The following is a 15,580-nucleotide window of genomic DNA, read 5'->3' as shown; positions in this document are numbered from 1 at the left end:
ATGGTCCGGAAGTATCTTGTGCCACGCGTTTACCCTGTCGGTTATTAATCTACTGTTTCTCTTTTAGATCTTCAGTTTAATATGCAGAGATGGCGATTGCCAATGGCAACAATTGATGTGCTTGAAATTCATAATTAGTAATCAATGCCAAGGTATATGTGGCTGTATGTGAACAAACCGTATTTAAGCAAAAAAAGTGGGGATGGTATGGATATTGATGATCTTGAGCCCAGAAAAGGTAAGCCTCAGCTCAAAAATTTAGAGCCTATGGGGTTAGATGAATTAAGAGAATATATTGCGCGGCTAGAGGACGAGATCACGAGAACACAGATAGAAATAGATCGAAAAGAAAAGCATCGTCAGGGGCTGGACGGTTTGTTTAAAGCTTAAGTCCAGTCATTGGGGTGTTTGTCGCGCCGCAAAACTGTAACGGCCTTAAAACTGTAACGATGGTAAGGGGGCATTTTGTTCGTCAGTTTAGAAATAGTTTTACCAGTCTTTGCAATTATCTTGTCGGGATACATCGCTGGTAAAAGACAATGGGTGTCTTCTGCTGCTTTGAAGGGGCTATCCTTTTTTGTATATTATATGGCAATCCCGGCCCTTTTGTTCCGTACAATGGCTCAAGGGAACTTGTCAGCGGATATCGACTTTTCTCTTATCGTTGCTTTCTACAGCGTTTCACTTTCTATTTTTATTTTGAGCGCGGTTCTCGGACGCTTCTTGTATGGGCATGGGCTAAAAGAAGCTGCTGTGATGGCAATGGGGGCGACCTATGGCAATCTTTTATTACTTGGTTTTCCCTTAGTCTATTCTGCTTTTGGAGATAAAGGCATGGTCCCTTTGACCATGTTGATTGCTTTTCAAGCTCCGATACTTATGGCCTTAACGTCGATGTTGACGGAATATGACCTGTCGCGTGAAGGGGATGGAGGGCAAGGGGCCAAAACCATGTTGCTTTCTTTGGCAAAAGCGATTTGGAGCAATCCCATTATCATAGGCCTTATCGCAGGTGGGCTTTATCAACTTTCAGGTTATGAGTTTGTCTCGGTTATGGATCGTTTCACGGCTTTGTTAGGTGGAGCTGTTGTCCCCTGTGCCCTTTTTTCTTTGGGGGTATCCCTTACTGAATTCAAACTTGCTGGTGATTTGAAGCAAAGTTTTTTAATTGTTGTGTTAAAAACAATTATCTATCCCTGCATCGTTGCAATCCTTGTTTTTAACGTTATTGATGTTCCGCCTTTGTGGGCAGCAGTTGCTGTTATTTTGGCCGCGCAGCCGACAGGTGTGAACGTTTTTATCTTAGCGCAGCAATATGGGGTCTTTACGGCAAGGGCGGCGTCTGTCGTGCTTTCGTCTACGATTCTATCTGTTGTTACGGTAACGATGTTGATCGCATACTACGTGAACGTCTTACCCAAGTAATTGTTATCAATTCTTATATTACAGGAGAAATAAATGTCGGGCCTCAAAGGGAAAGTGGCGGTCATTACAGGATCGACCAGCGGTATTGGTAAGGGGATTGCTGAAATTTTAGCAGCAGAAGGTGCTGATATTATGCTGAACGGTTTTGGGGACCGATCCGAAATTGCAGACCTGGAGAAAAAAATCGCTACAGATTTCGGTGTAAAAGTAGCCTATTCAAGTGCTGATATGAGTAAATCATCTGAAATCACGGGGATGATATCTGAGGCTCAAGACAAACTTGGTGCTGTTGATATTTTGGTGAATAACGCAGGGATTCAGAATGTTTCACCTGTTGATGAGTTTCCTGAAGAACGCTGGGATGCGGTTATTGCCATTAATCTCTCGTCTGCCTTTCATACGATAAAGGCGTCTTTACCTGGGATGAAAGAAAACGGATGGGGCCGTATTATCAATGTTGCTTCTGCACATGGTTTGACCGCATCGCCAAATAAATCAGCATATGTTGCGGCAAAGCATGGCGTTGTAGGGTTGACCAAGGCGGTTGCGTTAGAGGTCGCGACGAAGGGGATTACCGTGAATGCGATCTGTCCTGGGTGGGTCTTAACTGATTTGGTTCGTGCTCAGATCGAGGCCCGAGCAAAAGAGAGTGGTAGAACTTTTGAGGAAGAAAAGCGGGCTTTGGTTTCTGAAAAAACGCCATCTCAGGATTTTTCAACACCTGAACAGATAGGTAAACTTGCTGCTTTCTTATGTAGTGAAGCCGCCGACCAAATGACGGGGGCACCCTATTCAATAGATGGGGGATGGATGGCGCAATAATTTACAAGCTATTATTATAGTTATTTATTTTGCATCTGATGAATACTAGAACCTAAGGGAAGCTTTTTATTTGCTTCCCTTTATTTTTGCCTCTTGAAAAAGAAAAAATAGATCTTAAATCTTTAAGTGTAAGAACAAGATTTATGTTGTTAACTCTTTTTTAGTTCATTTCTTATAATCTTGTAATGTCAAAAAAGGTTTTTTAGTTCTTTTGTTACTATTTGTCTTTTTTTTGATGCCTCCCTGTTGACTTGCCGCCGGTTTTTTACCGGCGGATTTTTTTTGCGTAATACTTTGATATCATTTGAATAAGCATTGATTCAGAGAGCGAAAAGCGCCTGAAAAAAGGCAAATTTTGTCGTAAAAATGTCAAAAAACAAAACAACCCCTTGACGAGAGGCTCGAGTCTTCATAACCTCTTGCATAACAAAGGCAAGTTGACAGGGTGGACAAACAGACCAAACGACATAGATCGTAATGTCTGTTAGATATATTGCCAAAAAAAACAAAGGCCGAGCTTATCGAATATAAGCTCGGCCTTTGGCATATTTGATCTGAAAATTATTTCTGATCTATTAGCTCAGGTTCTTTGGAATCCCCATTTGAAATTGGGATAGTTCGTGGTTTTTTTGATTCTGGAATCTCGCGTGCCAGCTCAATGACAAGAAGGCCGTTTTCAAGATTTGCCCCAGTTACCTTAATATGGTCTGCCAAATCAAAGCTTTTTTCAAAGGACCTATTTGCAATTCCTCTGTGTAAATAGGTGACTTCTTCGTTTTTATCGCGTTCTTTTTTGCCGGAAACATGAAGAGAATTTTCCTTGATGGTGATCTCTAGTTCGTCCTGTGCAAAACCAGCAATAGCCATTGTGATGCGATAATCATGTTCGGCTATTTTCTCTATGTTATAAGGGGGGTAGCTGGATGTTGCCGTGTCTGGTCGGGGGGATGCATCAAGCATATTCATCATGCGATCAAAGCCGACAGTTGCACGTAGTAATGGTGTTAGGTCACGATGGTGCATTGCGTGTTCTCCTTCTGAGCAACAAGCTAAACAATGAGCCTACCGTCATGGTCAGGCTCGGGAATACTAAGAAGCCCTATTGGCACTCCTTGTACTGTTTGAGTTAAGATGTGATCTGAGTGTTTTCAAGATATGACCATAAAAAAATAGCGGGATGATTTAGGAGATTGATTTTTTTTAAGAAACGCGGGCAAGAAACTCTGGCTGAGTGGCCCGAAAACCCGAGGGCTTTCACATTGGTTATTCAGGCCAAGAATTTGTTAAGGCACCTGTGGTAGGTTGAATAAAACTCTGCATGTGTCTGTGTTATTATGCAGGGCAGCGACGATCAGGCGGTTTATGGTTACGTATCTGGATTCGACTTATCAAGAAGCCTTGTCTCTCACCAAAGAGGCAAGGGATTATCTGGCCAATAGAGCCAGTAACCGTCATCCATGGTTGAAGCCGGAAGACAGGTTGCAAATTTGTTGTGAAAGTATGCGGCTTACAACTCGACTGACACAGGTTATAGCTTGGCTCTTGTTACAGAGGGCAGTTCTTAATGGCGAGATAACTTTGGATGAGGCCATAGAGCCGGAAAACAGGATATCTGGACGCCACGTTTGTGAAGCTGCAGATGAATTACCGGATGGTGCTGACCCAAGAATGGTCGATTTGATGGGGCGCAGCTACCAGCTTTATATGCGTGTGGCGAGACTGGATTCTCAATTGGATAGAGCAAAAAAAAAGGCTCCGTAAAACGGAACCTTTTTTAACATTTAAACAGTTTGGCTTAGTTCTTAATGCCAAAAGCTGCAAAACGCTTGTTGAACTTAGCAACCTGACCACCGGTATCAACCAAGCGGTGCTCGCCAGTCCAAGCTGGATGACTCTTAGGGTCAATATCAAGACGCATAGTATCGCCTTCTTTGCCCCATGTAGAGCGTGTTTCGAATTCACTGCCATCAGTCATTACAACTTTGATGGTGTGGTATTCTGGATGAATATCTTTTTTCATAGTCCGTATCCCCTTAGGAAGCGGGGGCTATTTAACCGAACCTGCGCCAAGAGGCAAGTTAATTCCACGAATCGTGTAAATTTACCTGTCAGAGGCATAGGGTCGCATTGAAGCCGTTAATAAATTGTGGTTTCTCATACTGGAGTGCAAAGGTCAATTCCGTTATTAGGTAAGTTATTATTTTTATGGAGTCCAGAAATGGAGTCCTTCATCAGGAAAGACAAGTATGAGCCGCAACAGTGGAAAGAGTTTAGCTGCCGCATCGAAAGAAGATGCGCCTAAAAGCAAAGAGTTAAAGCACCTGTTGTTATTATGGCAGTTTGTGCGGCCTTACAGGCTACAGATTTGCGGCGCGATGATCGCCCTCGTCATTGCTGCAGGCACTGTGTTGGGACTTGGGAGAGGGCTTAGAGCGCTGATCGACCAAGGTTTTTCCAGTGGAAATGGGGAACTTCTTGATCAGGCTGTTTTTGTTCTTTTTGGCGTAACGGTCCTTTTAGCCCTGGCTAGTTATTCGCGATATTTTCTGGTGTCGTGGATTGGTGAAAGGGTTGTTGCCGATATACGTTCCGCCGTATTTGGGCATATTATTAAGATGTCTCCTGCCTTTTTCGAAGTCACCAGAAGTGGTGAAGTTCTTTCAAGACTGACAACGGATACAACGCTTTTACAGGTTGTTGTTGGGTCGTCTTTCTCTATCGCGCTTCGTAATTTATTGATGTTTTTCGGTGGGTTAGTTCTTCTTATTGTAACGTCGCCGAAATTAACGGGGTTTGTTGCGCTTGTTATCCCCTTTGTATTGATCCCAATTCTATTCTTTGGTCGGAAAGTGCGGACCCTGAGTAAAGACAGCCAGGACAGAATTGCAGACGTTGGTGTATATGCTGATGAGACAATCGGGGCGATTCGTACCGTACAGGCTTTTAGCCATGAAGCGCTTGATCGCCAGTATTTTTCGGATCGTGTCGAAGATGCTTTTACCACGGCAGTGACGCGAATCCGATTTCGAGCACTTTTGACGGCGATTGTTATCGTACTCGTTTTCGGTTCGATCAGTGCGATTCTTTGGGTTGGAGGTCGCGATGTGTTGGAAGGTCGTATAACCGCCGGTGAGCTGTCCTCTTTTGTCTTCTACGCAATTGTTGTCGCGGGATCACTGGGTGCCTTTAGTGAAGTAATAGGCGACTTACAACGGGCGGCTGGGGCAACAGAGCGTCTGTTGAGTCTTCTGGCCCTAAAAACAGATATTGCGGCACCAGAAGCTCCAACACCGTTGCCTGCAAAAATTAAAGGGGCAGTCTCTTTCAAAGATGTGAGTTTTAATTATCCGTCCAGACCAACGCAATCGGCGATGACAGCGTTTTCTGCGGATATCAAAGCAGGTGAGAAAGTGGCTATTGTCGGGCCTTCTGGGGCAGGGAAAACGACAGTTTTTCAGTTACTGCTTCGTTACTATGATGTGCAACAGGGCGCTGTTGAGATTGATGGTGTTACTCTTCCCGACTTTGACCCTGTTGAAATGCGTAAACACATTGGCTTGGTTTCTCAAGAGCCTGTGGTTTTCTCGGCGACTGCCTACGAGAACATTCGCTATGGCCGTCCAGATGCGAGCCGCGAAGAGATAATCAATGCAGCCAAAGCTGCGTCTGCACACGAGTTTTTGGAAAAGCTTCCTGATGGATATGATACTTATCTCGGCGAGAAAGGTGTACGTCTTTCTGGTGGACAGAGACAGCGTCTTGCCATTGCGCGGGCTATCCTGAGAGATCCCGAAATTTTACTTCTGGATGAAGCAACGTCGGCTTTGGATTCTCAAAGTGAAGTTGCGGTTCAAAAAGCATTAGATAATCTGCTGGATGGGCGTACAACAATCATGATTGCTCACCGCTTGGCGACGGTCTTGAAAGCAGATCGTATTTTGGTCATGGACGAAGGCCGCATCGTGGCAAGTGGAACGCATACTGAGCTGGTTAAGCAGGACGGTCTTTACGCACGGTTGGCTGAGTTGCAGTTCGGGCCGGATTTGGATGCAGAGTTATCGGTCCAAGCAGCAAGCTAAACTTCTTTTTTGGTCTTTGTCTTATTGCCCTATGAAAAAATAAGCATCTTATAGGGACTGCTGAGGTGACCTATTAACGTTGTGTCAGTTTTAGCTCTATACGGCGGTTCCGTCTGAAGGCAATTTCATCGCGGCTACTGTCGAGAGGCTGAAATTGGCCAAAGCCTGTTGCCGCCAGTCTGGATGCCGGTATGCCTTGGGTTATCAGAAACTTGACTACGGATATGGATCTCGCTGTTGAAAGCTCCCAGTTAGAAGGGAATTCAGCTGTAGAGATTGGTTGTACATCAGTATGGCCATCAACACGTAAAATCCAGTCGATATCATCGGGGATATTGGCAGAGAGCTCTTTGAGGGTTTTTGCCAATTGTCCCAACTGTTCTTGCCCACCAGCTTCCAGTGTTGCTGAACCACTGGAAAAGAGAACTTCTGACTGAAAGACAAAACGATCTCCAACAATGCGGATGTCTTGCCTATTGCCTAAAACCTCCCTTAGCTTGCCAAAGAATTCTGATCTGTATTTAGCCAGCTGTTGTACCTTTGTGGCCAGTGCAACGTTGAGGCGTTTTCCCAGATCTAAAATCTGTGTTTCCTGTGCAGCATTAATGGCTTCGGTGATTTCCAGCGTAGCTGAGATATCCGAGAGTTGTTGACGAAGCGCAGCTATCTGTTGGTTTAGGAGTACGACTTCGGTTTGAGCTTCTTCTGTAAGGGCTTTCTGCCCCGTAATACTCGTTTCTGCGGTTGCGAGCTTTGCCGTCAGATTGTCCCGGAGCTCTTTCAGCAGGGCTATTTCAGCGAGTTGGGTTTCAACTTTCTCTTTATCAGCTTCAATAACTTTATAAGCGTCTTCCAGTTCGGCATTTACTTGTGCTGATTCCCTAGACAGGTTGGCAGCAGCCAATTCCAATGCAGAAAGCTGATCTTCTATGTTCTTCTTGTCGTCTTGAAGTTGTTGTTTTTCGGTTGCGAGCTGGTCGTTGTTTTCTTGTAACAGAGCTTGTGCGCTAACAAGGTCCTTTAATTGCTTACTGACAGAGAGTAATTCGCCTTCCAGATTTTCTTTGTCTTCCGAGAGAGACGCTAATTGATTCGCGAGACTGTCACGTGAAGATATGGAGCTTTGTAATTCTGTTGTTAGCTGTGTCACGCTGGACCGCAATCGAGTGTTCGCCGATTTCTCTAGTGAGAGGAGCTCTGCAAGTTCGCTAATTTCCTTGTTGAGGTTTGAAAGTGCCTTGTCTTTGCCGCTAAGTGCGTTGCTGAGGGTGAACTGAGCAACCATGAAGACCATGAGCACGAAAATGATGACAAGAAGCAATGTTGCCAAGGCATCGACGAAACCAGGCCAGATATTGATAGATCTTTTACTACTTCTGCGGCTGGCTGAAAACATTCGGAGTTATTCGCCTTCTGCCATTGCTGCCAATGTGCGAGTTAACAGACGAATTTCGCTTCTTATTTCCTGGACAGAACTTTCTCTGCCATTTGCTATTTCACCAGAAAGTTGCTCCAAGCGAAGGTCCATGCTTCTTAGGTGTCCTTTAGAGGCTTCGTCTAGTCCGGCGTTTGCTTGGGTAGATTGTGTTTGCGCCAATTGGCTGAGGATTGGTTTTAGCTGTGATTGTGTTTCTGCAATGCTGAGCATAACGCTTTGTTCTGCGCGCATATGATCCGTCAGTGTGGACATCCGTTCCGTTAGTGTAATTAAAGACTGATTCCCGCGAACACGTTCTTCCTCATCCCGAGACATTGTTCTTTCCAGTTTCTCAAGGCTTTCGGCTGTTTGTTCTAAAAGCGCAGAAATATAAGCTGGAACTGATTGGTCACCTTCAGCGCCGGGACCGCCACTGGAAAGCTTGGTGATGCCTGACAGCCATTCTTCCAAGTGGTTGAGAAAACGGTTGTGTGCCTGTCCTGCTTGTAATTCCAAGAAGCCGAGAACCAATGAACCCGCTAAGCCAAACAATGAAGAACTGAAGGCTGTTCCCATACCGGATAATGGAGTTGCTAAACCAGATTTCAACTCGTCAAACATAGCAGAGGGATCATCTGCTGTTGTGCTGAGGCCAGCGATTGTATCGCCGACGGCATTGACGGTTTCCAGCAGTCCCCAGAAAGTTCCAAGAAGACCTAGGAAAATCAGCAAGCCGATCAAATATCTGGAGATATCGTGGCTTTCTTCTATGCGGCTTTGGATACCATCGAGAAGAGTCCGCATGGAAAGAGTGGAAAGGCTCAGTTTGCCTTTTTTCTCTCCAATCATGGTTGCCATGGGGCCGAGAAGCCTTGGTTCTCTGACTTCGTTCATTGAACCGGCAAAAACCAAACCGCCTTCTGTTTCTCTTTTTAGGTGTTCCAGCCAAGCAAGCTCTGGATTAAGAGAGAGTACTTGCCGGAAAATATAGATAATACCCAAGAAAAGAACGCCTAAAATCATGCCGTTCATAACTGCATTGGCTATGAAAGCTTCCTGGAGACTTGGGGCAAGCGCTGCAACAGCAATACTTACGATCCCCAGAAAAATCCCCATTCGGATAAGGTAGCGTGTTGGCCGTTTCATGCGTTAAGCGCCCTCTGGTATTTAGAAACTTTCATGCAAGGTACAGCTTTTATTAGGCAAAACTAAGACAGCCACTTCCCGTGCACGAGAGTTGCTCTAAGAATTAGTTTTGGACAGGAATAATCTCTACCCGGTCCGGGTTGCCGTTTTTAGCTTTGTTACCTAATGCACGAACATGCATTCTAGTGCTCGGTATGCCTTTTTCCATAAGTACACCTCGGACAGCGAGGGCTCGGGAGAGAGAAATCCGGCGGGCTTGCGCATTACTTTCGTTATCACCCGCATAGGCCAGAAGTTGAACAACTTTACTGTCGTCGGCTAAAAGCTGATCTGCGAGTGTATTTAGTTGTGCTCTTGCTTCTGAACTCAAATCCGCATCACTTGGTTCAAATAATAACTGGATAGGCCCAAGTTCTTCCGGGGAGGTAACGGCGGCAGTTTCGTTGTTTGGTAACAATTCTACGGGTGAAGGTGTCGCTTCAGCCTCTGTTGGAGGAGGTGGCGGAGCAAGCGCTTCCGTGCTCTCTGTTAAGGTAGTTTCCGCTATTGTTGGTGCCGTTGGTATTGCCGTTTCAGAAACAGTCTCAGCAGGCTCTGGAACTGGTGGCGGTGTCAAAACAGGCTCTGCGGTCACAGTTTCAATCTTTGGAGCTGGGGCTGTGATTGACGGTGTTGGCACTGTTACTTTTGGTGCAGGTGCAGAGAACGTTGTTCCTTCAGCTGCTGTTGCGGCTGTTTCTGTAGTCTCTTCCACGGATGGAGCTTTGGGGGATGGAGCTTTTTGAGCAACAATTTCTGGTTCAACAATCTTCGGTGTTGCAACAGGCTCAACCTTGGTTGGTTGTGTCTCTTCCACGGCCGGGGCGGGGGGGATTCTGGAACTTGGTGCTTGGGCCTGACTAACAGGTTCAATCTTTTTAGACGTGGCTTTGGGCGCAGGTGTTACTGACGCAGTTTCATACACAGGAGCTTGAGGTGCCGGAGCCGAAGGGATTTTTTCTATAGCTGGTGCGTTCTGTACAGCGCGACTTCCACCATTTGGGGGCGGAACCAATAACTGTGATTGGGGTGAAAAGGCCGGGATTTGAGATGGATACTGTGGCTGTTGCCCTGTGCTTGCTACTCGAGTACCGGATACCTGTGATAAGGGGACAAGAGGTTGTCCGTAAGGATTGTAGAGGCTTGAATTTGTTGTTTGCCCCGGTTGTTGCGGATAGGTCCCCTGAGCATAAGAGTTTTGACCATATCGTTGTTGCCAGGAATTATAGTTCTGCGGATTGCCCTGTGCAGAATATGGACTTTGGTTATATCCTGAACCTTGAAAGTCAGCGAAATTGTTTACTGTGACCTGACTATGAGGGAAATTTTCAGGTGGGAAAAGCAGGTTTCCCGGTCTGCTGAGGTATTGATTGTTTCCGGCACCAGGGTAGCCCGCTGGGGGCGTTTGCCCACTGATTTGCCCACCATAGGAATATCCATTGGAATAGGCAGGAACGGATCCAATCAGTTGTTCATTAACATAAACGCCAGAACTTCCAGACCCGCCAATGATTGTTGTGTTCTGTGCAACCGCTGCTGATGTACTGCATAGTAGTGCGAGTGTGGCACAGCTTGCCTGTAACAATGTTGAGCGATTTTGGTGTCTATTATTATGCATATAGCTCATAGGCTTGAACAATTTCCATCCCCCAGGATGATTCTCAAATGTGAATCTTTGTCCGTAGCTTAATGCTCATAGAGGGATACGACAATAGGGAAGGCTAAAAGAAACAAAGGCTCATCGATGATGAGCCTTTGTAAAATAGTCAAAATGGTAATTTAGAGAGCGCGGAAAGCTAGTATTTACCGGACTCTTTGAACAATTTCACCATCTTAGGGTGCAAATCAATATTCGCACAAAGAATACTCTCGCTTTTTAGTTTGAAAGCTCGTCCATCGATTTCTGTGACCGACCCGCCAGCTTCTTTTACAAGAAGTAAGCCGGCAGCAACATCCCAAGCTGAAAGGTCTCTTTCCCAGAATGCGTCATAGCGTCCGGCTGCAACATAAGCGAGATCAAGAGCAGCTGCCCCCCATCTGCGAACGCCGGCAGTTTGTGCCATCACAGCATTGATTTCACGCAGGAATGGGCCTCTGTCACCGCGTCCAAGGAAAGGAGTTCCTGTCGCAATGATCGTACTATCCAGGCTTACACGGCCAGAAACACGCAGACGACGGTCATTCAAATAAGCGCCATTACCTTTTTCTGCCGTGTACATTTCATCCTTGATCGGATCATAAACAACAGCGGCAACGATTTCGTCACGAACTTCCAGAGCAATAGAAATGGCAAAGTGGGGCAAACCGTGTAGAAAGTTTGTTGTGCCATCAAGGGGATCAATAATCCATCTCTCGTCCTTGCTCTCGCCTTTTTCTACGCCGGCTTCTTCTGTAAGAAAGCCGAATTCAGGGCGCGCTCTTTTCAGCTCTTCCTTGAGAATTTTCTCAGCTTTAAGGTCTGCTGTTGAAACGAAGTCAGCAGGTCCTTTTTTGGAAACCTGTAGGTTTTCTACCTCACCAAAATCGCGTTTCAGGCTACGGGCGGCTTTTTCAGCGGCGCGGATCATAACCGTAATACGGGGGGAGCGATATACCATCGAAATTACTTTCCGTGTCAGAAGGCCATACTTTAAGGGGCCGTGTTTTAAGAGGGGCCTGATTAAGCCCCTCTGTGATAAACGATTTAGTCTTTGGCTCGTTCCACATAACTACCATCAGCAGTGTTAACAACAATGCGTGTGCCAGCTGCGATGTGTGGGGGAACCAAGATACGGGCGCCATTATCCAGAACACCAGGCTTGTAAGAAGAAGACGCTGTTTGTCCTTTGACAACGGCGTCTGCTTCGACAACTTCACAGATTACGGTGTCAGGCAAAACGACAGAAATTGGCTCTTCTTCGTATAACTCAATAGAAACTGTCATTCCATCTTGGAGGAAGATAACAGGTTCACCAACCATGTCTTCGTGCAAAGCGATTTGCTCGTAACTTTCATTGTTCATGAAGGTAAGCATGTCATCTTCGCGGAAAAGAAACTGATATTCGATTTGATCCAGGCGGACACGATCAACATCTTCACTTGCGCGAAAGCGTTCATTCATTTTGGTACCATCGCGGATATCTTTTAGTTCCACTTGCAGGTACGCCCCACCTTTGCCCGGTTGCGTGTGTTGAGTTTTCATGGCACGCATCAGGCGGCCTTTGTGCTCAATAATATTGCCAGGGCGAATGGCATTACCGTTAATTTTCATGATCTGTGCCCGTCTTCAGTTGTCAAATAACATCAATTAGTGTGTGTACTTTTATGTCGCTGGGGAAACTATCAGGTCCTAAGCGTTCAGGCAATCGCCTCGTTTACTTCTATGATTGCCGTTGTCGAATTATCAGGATGGCTCCATACGGCAGTTTGTAGCGCGATGAAATCGGCCCCGGCTTCAGCATGTGCTTTCGCGATTTCAATTGTGATGTCATCCATGGATACACAAGGGGGCGTCATCATCGTTTGCCACCATGTGAGAAGTTCCAGACCTTTGGGGCCGCCTTCTTCAAATTCACGAACGTCAGGATCTTCAATTTCCGGCAAGGGGCGCCTATTGTTAAAGGCAACGTAATCAGCCCCAGCCTCGCCAACTAGGATTGCATCGTGCCGAGATATACCGCAGTCAACACCAACAATATAATCTGTTCCAAGATACTCGCGTGCTTCTTTATAGCTACCTGCATCGTTTAGATGCACACCATCACACCCAAACGCTTTGGCGTTTTGGTAATCATCTTCTATGAGAAAGGCGATATCACGTTCTTGCGTTATGGGCTGAAGGGTTTCAACAGCTTTCTTCAATGTTTCTGCGTTGTTAGCTGTCCCACTCAGCAAAACACAGGAGATCCCGCCTCCGTCCAAGGCCTGAATATATGTGGCTTTGAACTGTTCGACGTCCTTGTCACCAGACAACAGGTCGGTGGGTGTTAGGAGATAAATTTCTGAATTCATACCTTCTCATACCGAAGCGGGTGCTTGCTGGCAATGGATAGAAAAGAATAGCTCATATCACAAAAGCGAATAGGTCATTCCAGAAAAGAACAAATGAAAGAGCCAGAAAAGAAAATGGGGTTCAAAAGAACCCCATTCAAATCAAAGAATTATATTCTTGTTACAGGTGCTTTCCCATCGCAACGGCTGTATCCAACATACGAAGGCTGAAGCCCCACTCGTTGTCATACCAAGCCAGAACGCGCACAAAGTTACCCCCGATAATCTGGGTTTGCGTGGTATCAAAAACAGATGATGAGGGATTGTGATTGAAGTCACAGGAAACCAACGGTAGGGCATTAATGCCAAGAACACCTTTGAGGTATCCTTTGGAAGCATCAATCATAGCGTTGTTGATTTCTTCAACGGTGGTATCACGTTCCGCTGTGAAAGTCAGATCAATACAGCTGACATTGGCGGTTGGAACGCGAATTGCGTTTCCTTCCAGCTTGCCTTCAAGTTCAGGAAGAACCTCACCGATTGCCCGGGCTGCCCCTGTTGATGTCGGGATCATTGAAACGGCCGCAGCACGTGCACGACGCAAATCTTTATGCTTTGAATCAACCGTTGTTTGATCGCCTGTGTAGGCGTGCGTGGTTGTCATAAAGCCGTTCTTGATACCGATTTGATTTTGGAGAACGTCAACAACCGGGGCCAGACAGTTTGTTGTACAGGACGCGTTAGACACAATCTTGTGGTCAGCGTTAAGTTGCTTGTGATTAACACCGTACACGACAGTTAGATCACAACCTTTTTTAGCAGGAGCAGAAATCAAAACTTTTTTAGCGCCTCCAACCATGTGAAGGGATGAACCCTCTACATTGTTAAAGGCACCAGTACATTCCAGCACGATATCGACGCCGTAATCGCTCCACGGCAATTTAGCCGGGTCGCGGTCATGCAACATTCTGATTTTTTTGCCGTTGATAATGATGTTTTCATCATCCGCTTCGACCTCTGCATTGAGGGTGCCGTGAACGGAATCAAATTTAAGCATATGGGCGTGGATAGCGGGATCCCCAGATGCATTAATAGCAACGATTTCGATGTCGTCACGATTGGTTTCAATTGCTCCACGAAGTGTGAGGCGACCAATGCGACCAAAACCATTGATTCCAACTTTGACTGTCATGATTTGGAACCTATTTTCTTTATTTAGTTACACGTATTCGAGGCTTTTGCCTCTTAGTACAACACCCCAACCTTTCGGATGGGGTGCTCATTTAATTGAAGATTAATTCAGGGTGCCTGTCGACGCCCTGCTGTTATCCTCGGCTCTTTTCAAAAATGCCTGTTGCATAGCATCGGCATTTTCTTTTTTACCAGCCCAAGTTTTGAGGGGGGCTGCTTGTAGGGCACGACCATAAGAAAAACTAAGCTTCCATGGCAGATTACTACCGATCTTGTTCATGGCATTGAGATGGTTTGTTGCTAAATCATCACTTTGACCACCAGATAGGAAAACAATGCCCGGAACAGCAGCAGGCACACAGCGCAAGAGGGTTGCGACAGTGCGTTCAGCAACTTCGTCAACAGAACTCTGTTGAGGACAATCCTGTCCGGCAATCACCATGTTTGGTTTTAGAAGAATACCTTCCAACTCGACTTCCTGATTTGCCAATTCGGCAAAAACGGACCGCAGAACTTCTTCGCTAATGGCCTGGCAGACATTGATGTCGTGATCACCATCCATCAGGATTTCAGGTTCAACGATTGGAACTAAGCCAGCTTCTTGTGCAAGCGCAGCGTAGCGTGCCAAGGCGTGTGCATTGGCGCTAACCGCTGCAAAGCTGGGGGTTTCTTCAGTGATTTTATAAACACCACGCCACTTGGTGAATTTGGCGCCAAGTTTTGCATACTCTTTCAAGCGATCCCTGAGGCCATCAAGGCCTTCGGTGATCGTCTCAGTGTCATGCCCGGCAAGTGGTTTGGCCCCAAGATCAACTTTAATGCCGGGAATGATCCCTTGATCTTGAAGGACTTTACTAAGGGGCGTGCCATCAGCTGCATTCTGACGAAGGGTTTCATCATAAAGAATGACGCCGCTGATAAAATCATTCCCGCCTTTTGCTCGGAACAAAAGCTCGCGGTAATCGCGACGAGAGTCTTCGGTTGATTCTACGCTTATAGAATCAAACCGTTTTTTTATGGTGCCTGTGCTCTCATCAGCGGCAAGAATTCCCTTGCCGCTGGCTACAAGAGCTTGTGCAATATCTGCAAGTGATTCAGTCATATCTAAAATCCTTTAACAGATCCTAAGCTTTATAGACGTGCTTTAACTGCGTCTACGATTGCTTCAGGTGTAATTTTAAACTTCTTGTAGAGTTGATCAATTGGGGCCGAAGCACCGAAATCGGTCATCCCGACAAATGCACCTTGTGATCCAATCCACTCGTGCCAGCCAAATGGAAGGGCAGCTTCAACGGCAACTGTTAGTGTGCCGGGGGAGAGGACTTCATCACGGTAATGCTGTGGCTGTTGCTTGAACAGTTCCCAGCATGGCATGGAAACAACGGCTGTACCAATGCCCATTTCTTCAAGAAGTTTCTGACCAGCAATTGCAATCTCGACTTCTGATCCCGTTGCCAACAGGGTGACCTGACGCTCCAGTACAGATGGGTTA

16 protein-coding genes are annotated in these 15,580 nt (G+C 46.1%); 5 read left to right on the top strand and 11 right to left on the bottom strand.

The features are described 5' to 3' along the window. Positions 1-207: 207 nt before the first annotated feature. From Q0241_RS04235 to Q0241_RS04225, 3 genes are all read left to right on the top strand, one after another. Entirely contained in the window at positions 208-390 is a 183-nt protein-coding gene (locus Q0241_RS04235) for a DUF1192 domain-containing protein (protein WP_299373624.1), read from the top strand. A gap of 75 nt (positions 391-465) precedes the next feature. Further along, a complete protein-coding gene (locus Q0241_RS04230; RefSeq protein WP_299373621.1) occupies positions 466-1,425 on the top strand; it encodes an AEC family transporter in 960 nt (319 codons plus the stop codon). A 33-nt stretch (positions 1,426-1,458) separates the two neighbouring features. After that, positions 1,459-2,247 carry a 3-hydroxybutyrate dehydrogenase gene (locus Q0241_RS04225; protein WP_299373619.1) on the top strand — a complete coding sequence of 263 codons (789 nt, stop codon included), beginning with the start codon at positions 1,459-1,461 and terminating at the stop codon, positions 2,245-2,247. A 561-nt stretch (positions 2,248-2,808) separates the two neighbouring features. Here the strand turns inward: Q0241_RS04225 and Q0241_RS04220 are convergent. Further along, positions 2,809-3,270 carry an Hsp20 family protein gene (locus Q0241_RS04220; protein ID WP_299373616.1) on the bottom strand — a complete coding sequence of 154 codons (462 nt, stop codon included), beginning with the start codon at positions 3,268-3,270 and terminating at the stop codon, positions 2,809-2,811. Between the two features lie 339 nt (positions 3,271-3,609). Here Q0241_RS04220 and Q0241_RS04215 point away from each other — a divergent pair, with 339 nt between their 5' ends. Beyond that, positions 3,610-4,008: a DUF1465 family protein gene (locus Q0241_RS04215; RefSeq protein ID WP_299373613.1), complete on the top strand. Its 399-nt coding sequence runs from the start codon at positions 3,610-3,612 to the stop codon at positions 4,006-4,008. Between the two features lie 34 nt (positions 4,009-4,042). On the opposite strand, the gene rpmE is transcribed toward Q0241_RS04215, so the two are convergent. Further along, on the bottom strand, positions 4,043-4,267 hold the full coding sequence (gene rpmE / locus Q0241_RS04210) for a 50S ribosomal protein L31 (RefSeq protein ID WP_085901212.1): 225 nt from the start codon (positions 4,265-4,267) through the stop codon (positions 4,043-4,045). 226 nt (positions 4,268-4,493) lie between these two features. Between rpmE and Q0241_RS04205 the strand changes: the two genes are divergently transcribed. Then, entirely contained in the window at positions 4,494-6,326 is a 1,833-nt protein-coding gene (locus Q0241_RS04205; RefSeq protein WP_299373607.1) for an ABC transporter transmembrane domain-containing protein, read from the top strand. A gap of 73 nt (positions 6,327-6,399) precedes the next feature. Here the strand turns inward: Q0241_RS04205 and Q0241_RS04200 are convergent, their stop codons facing one another. The 9 genes from Q0241_RS04200 to Q0241_RS04160 all read right to left on the bottom strand — a co-directional run. Then, the gene (locus Q0241_RS04200; protein ID WP_299373604.1) at positions 6,400-7,722 is read right to left on the bottom strand and encodes a peptidoglycan -binding protein; all 1,323 of its coding nucleotides are present in this window, start codon (positions 7,720-7,722) and stop codon (positions 6,400-6,402) included. A 6-nt stretch (positions 7,723-7,728) separates the two neighbouring features. Next, a complete protein-coding gene (locus Q0241_RS04195; RefSeq protein ID WP_299373601.1) occupies positions 7,729-8,889 on the bottom strand; it encodes a flagellar motor protein MotA in 1,161 nt (386 codons plus the stop codon). A 103-nt stretch (positions 8,890-8,992) separates the two neighbouring features. After that, positions 8,993-10,546, bottom strand: coding sequence for an OmpA family protein (locus Q0241_RS04190; RefSeq protein WP_299373599.1), 1,554 nt, complete (start codon positions 10,544-10,546; stop codon positions 8,993-8,995). A gap of 178 nt (positions 10,547-10,724) precedes the next feature. Next, complete coding sequence (locus tag Q0241_RS04185; RefSeq protein ID WP_299373596.1) at positions 10,725-11,525, bottom strand: inositol monophosphatase family protein; 801 nt, start codon at positions 11,523-11,525, stop codon at positions 10,725-10,727. An 86-nt stretch (positions 11,526-11,611) separates the two neighbouring features. Then, positions 11,612-12,178: an elongation factor P gene (gene efp / locus Q0241_RS04180; protein WP_047762249.1), complete on the bottom strand. Its 567-nt coding sequence runs from the start codon at positions 12,176-12,178 to the stop codon at positions 11,612-11,614. An 86-nt stretch (positions 12,179-12,264) separates the two neighbouring features. Then, positions 12,265-12,918: a thiamine phosphate synthase gene (locus tag Q0241_RS04175; protein ID WP_299373586.1), complete on the bottom strand. Its 654-nt coding sequence runs from the start codon at positions 12,916-12,918 to the stop codon at positions 12,265-12,267. A gap of 160 nt (positions 12,919-13,078) precedes the next feature. After that, positions 13,079-14,089 (bottom strand): type I glyceraldehyde-3-phosphate dehydrogenase, encoded by a 1,011-nt coding sequence (gap, locus tag Q0241_RS04170; protein ID WP_299373583.1) that lies wholly within the window; start codon positions 14,087-14,089, stop codon positions 13,079-13,081. A 102-nt stretch (positions 14,090-14,191) separates the two neighbouring features. Further along, a complete protein-coding gene (locus Q0241_RS04165; RefSeq protein WP_299373580.1) occupies positions 14,192-15,190 on the bottom strand; it encodes a class I fructose-bisphosphate aldolase in 999 nt (332 codons plus the stop codon). Between the two features lie 29 nt (positions 15,191-15,219). Beyond that, positions 15,220-15,580, bottom strand: a 361-nt coding sequence (locus Q0241_RS04160) for a transketolase C-terminal domain-containing protein (RefSeq protein ID WP_299373578.1), incomplete at its 5' end; no start/stop codon positions are given.

The organism is uncultured Kiloniella sp., from assembly GCF_937128705.1.
Taxonomy (GTDB): Bacteria; Pseudomonadota; Alphaproteobacteria; order Kiloniellales; family Kiloniellaceae; genus Kiloniella.
Note: the sequence above shows the minus strand (reverse complement) of the source record. Positions and strands in the feature narration are given on the sequence as shown.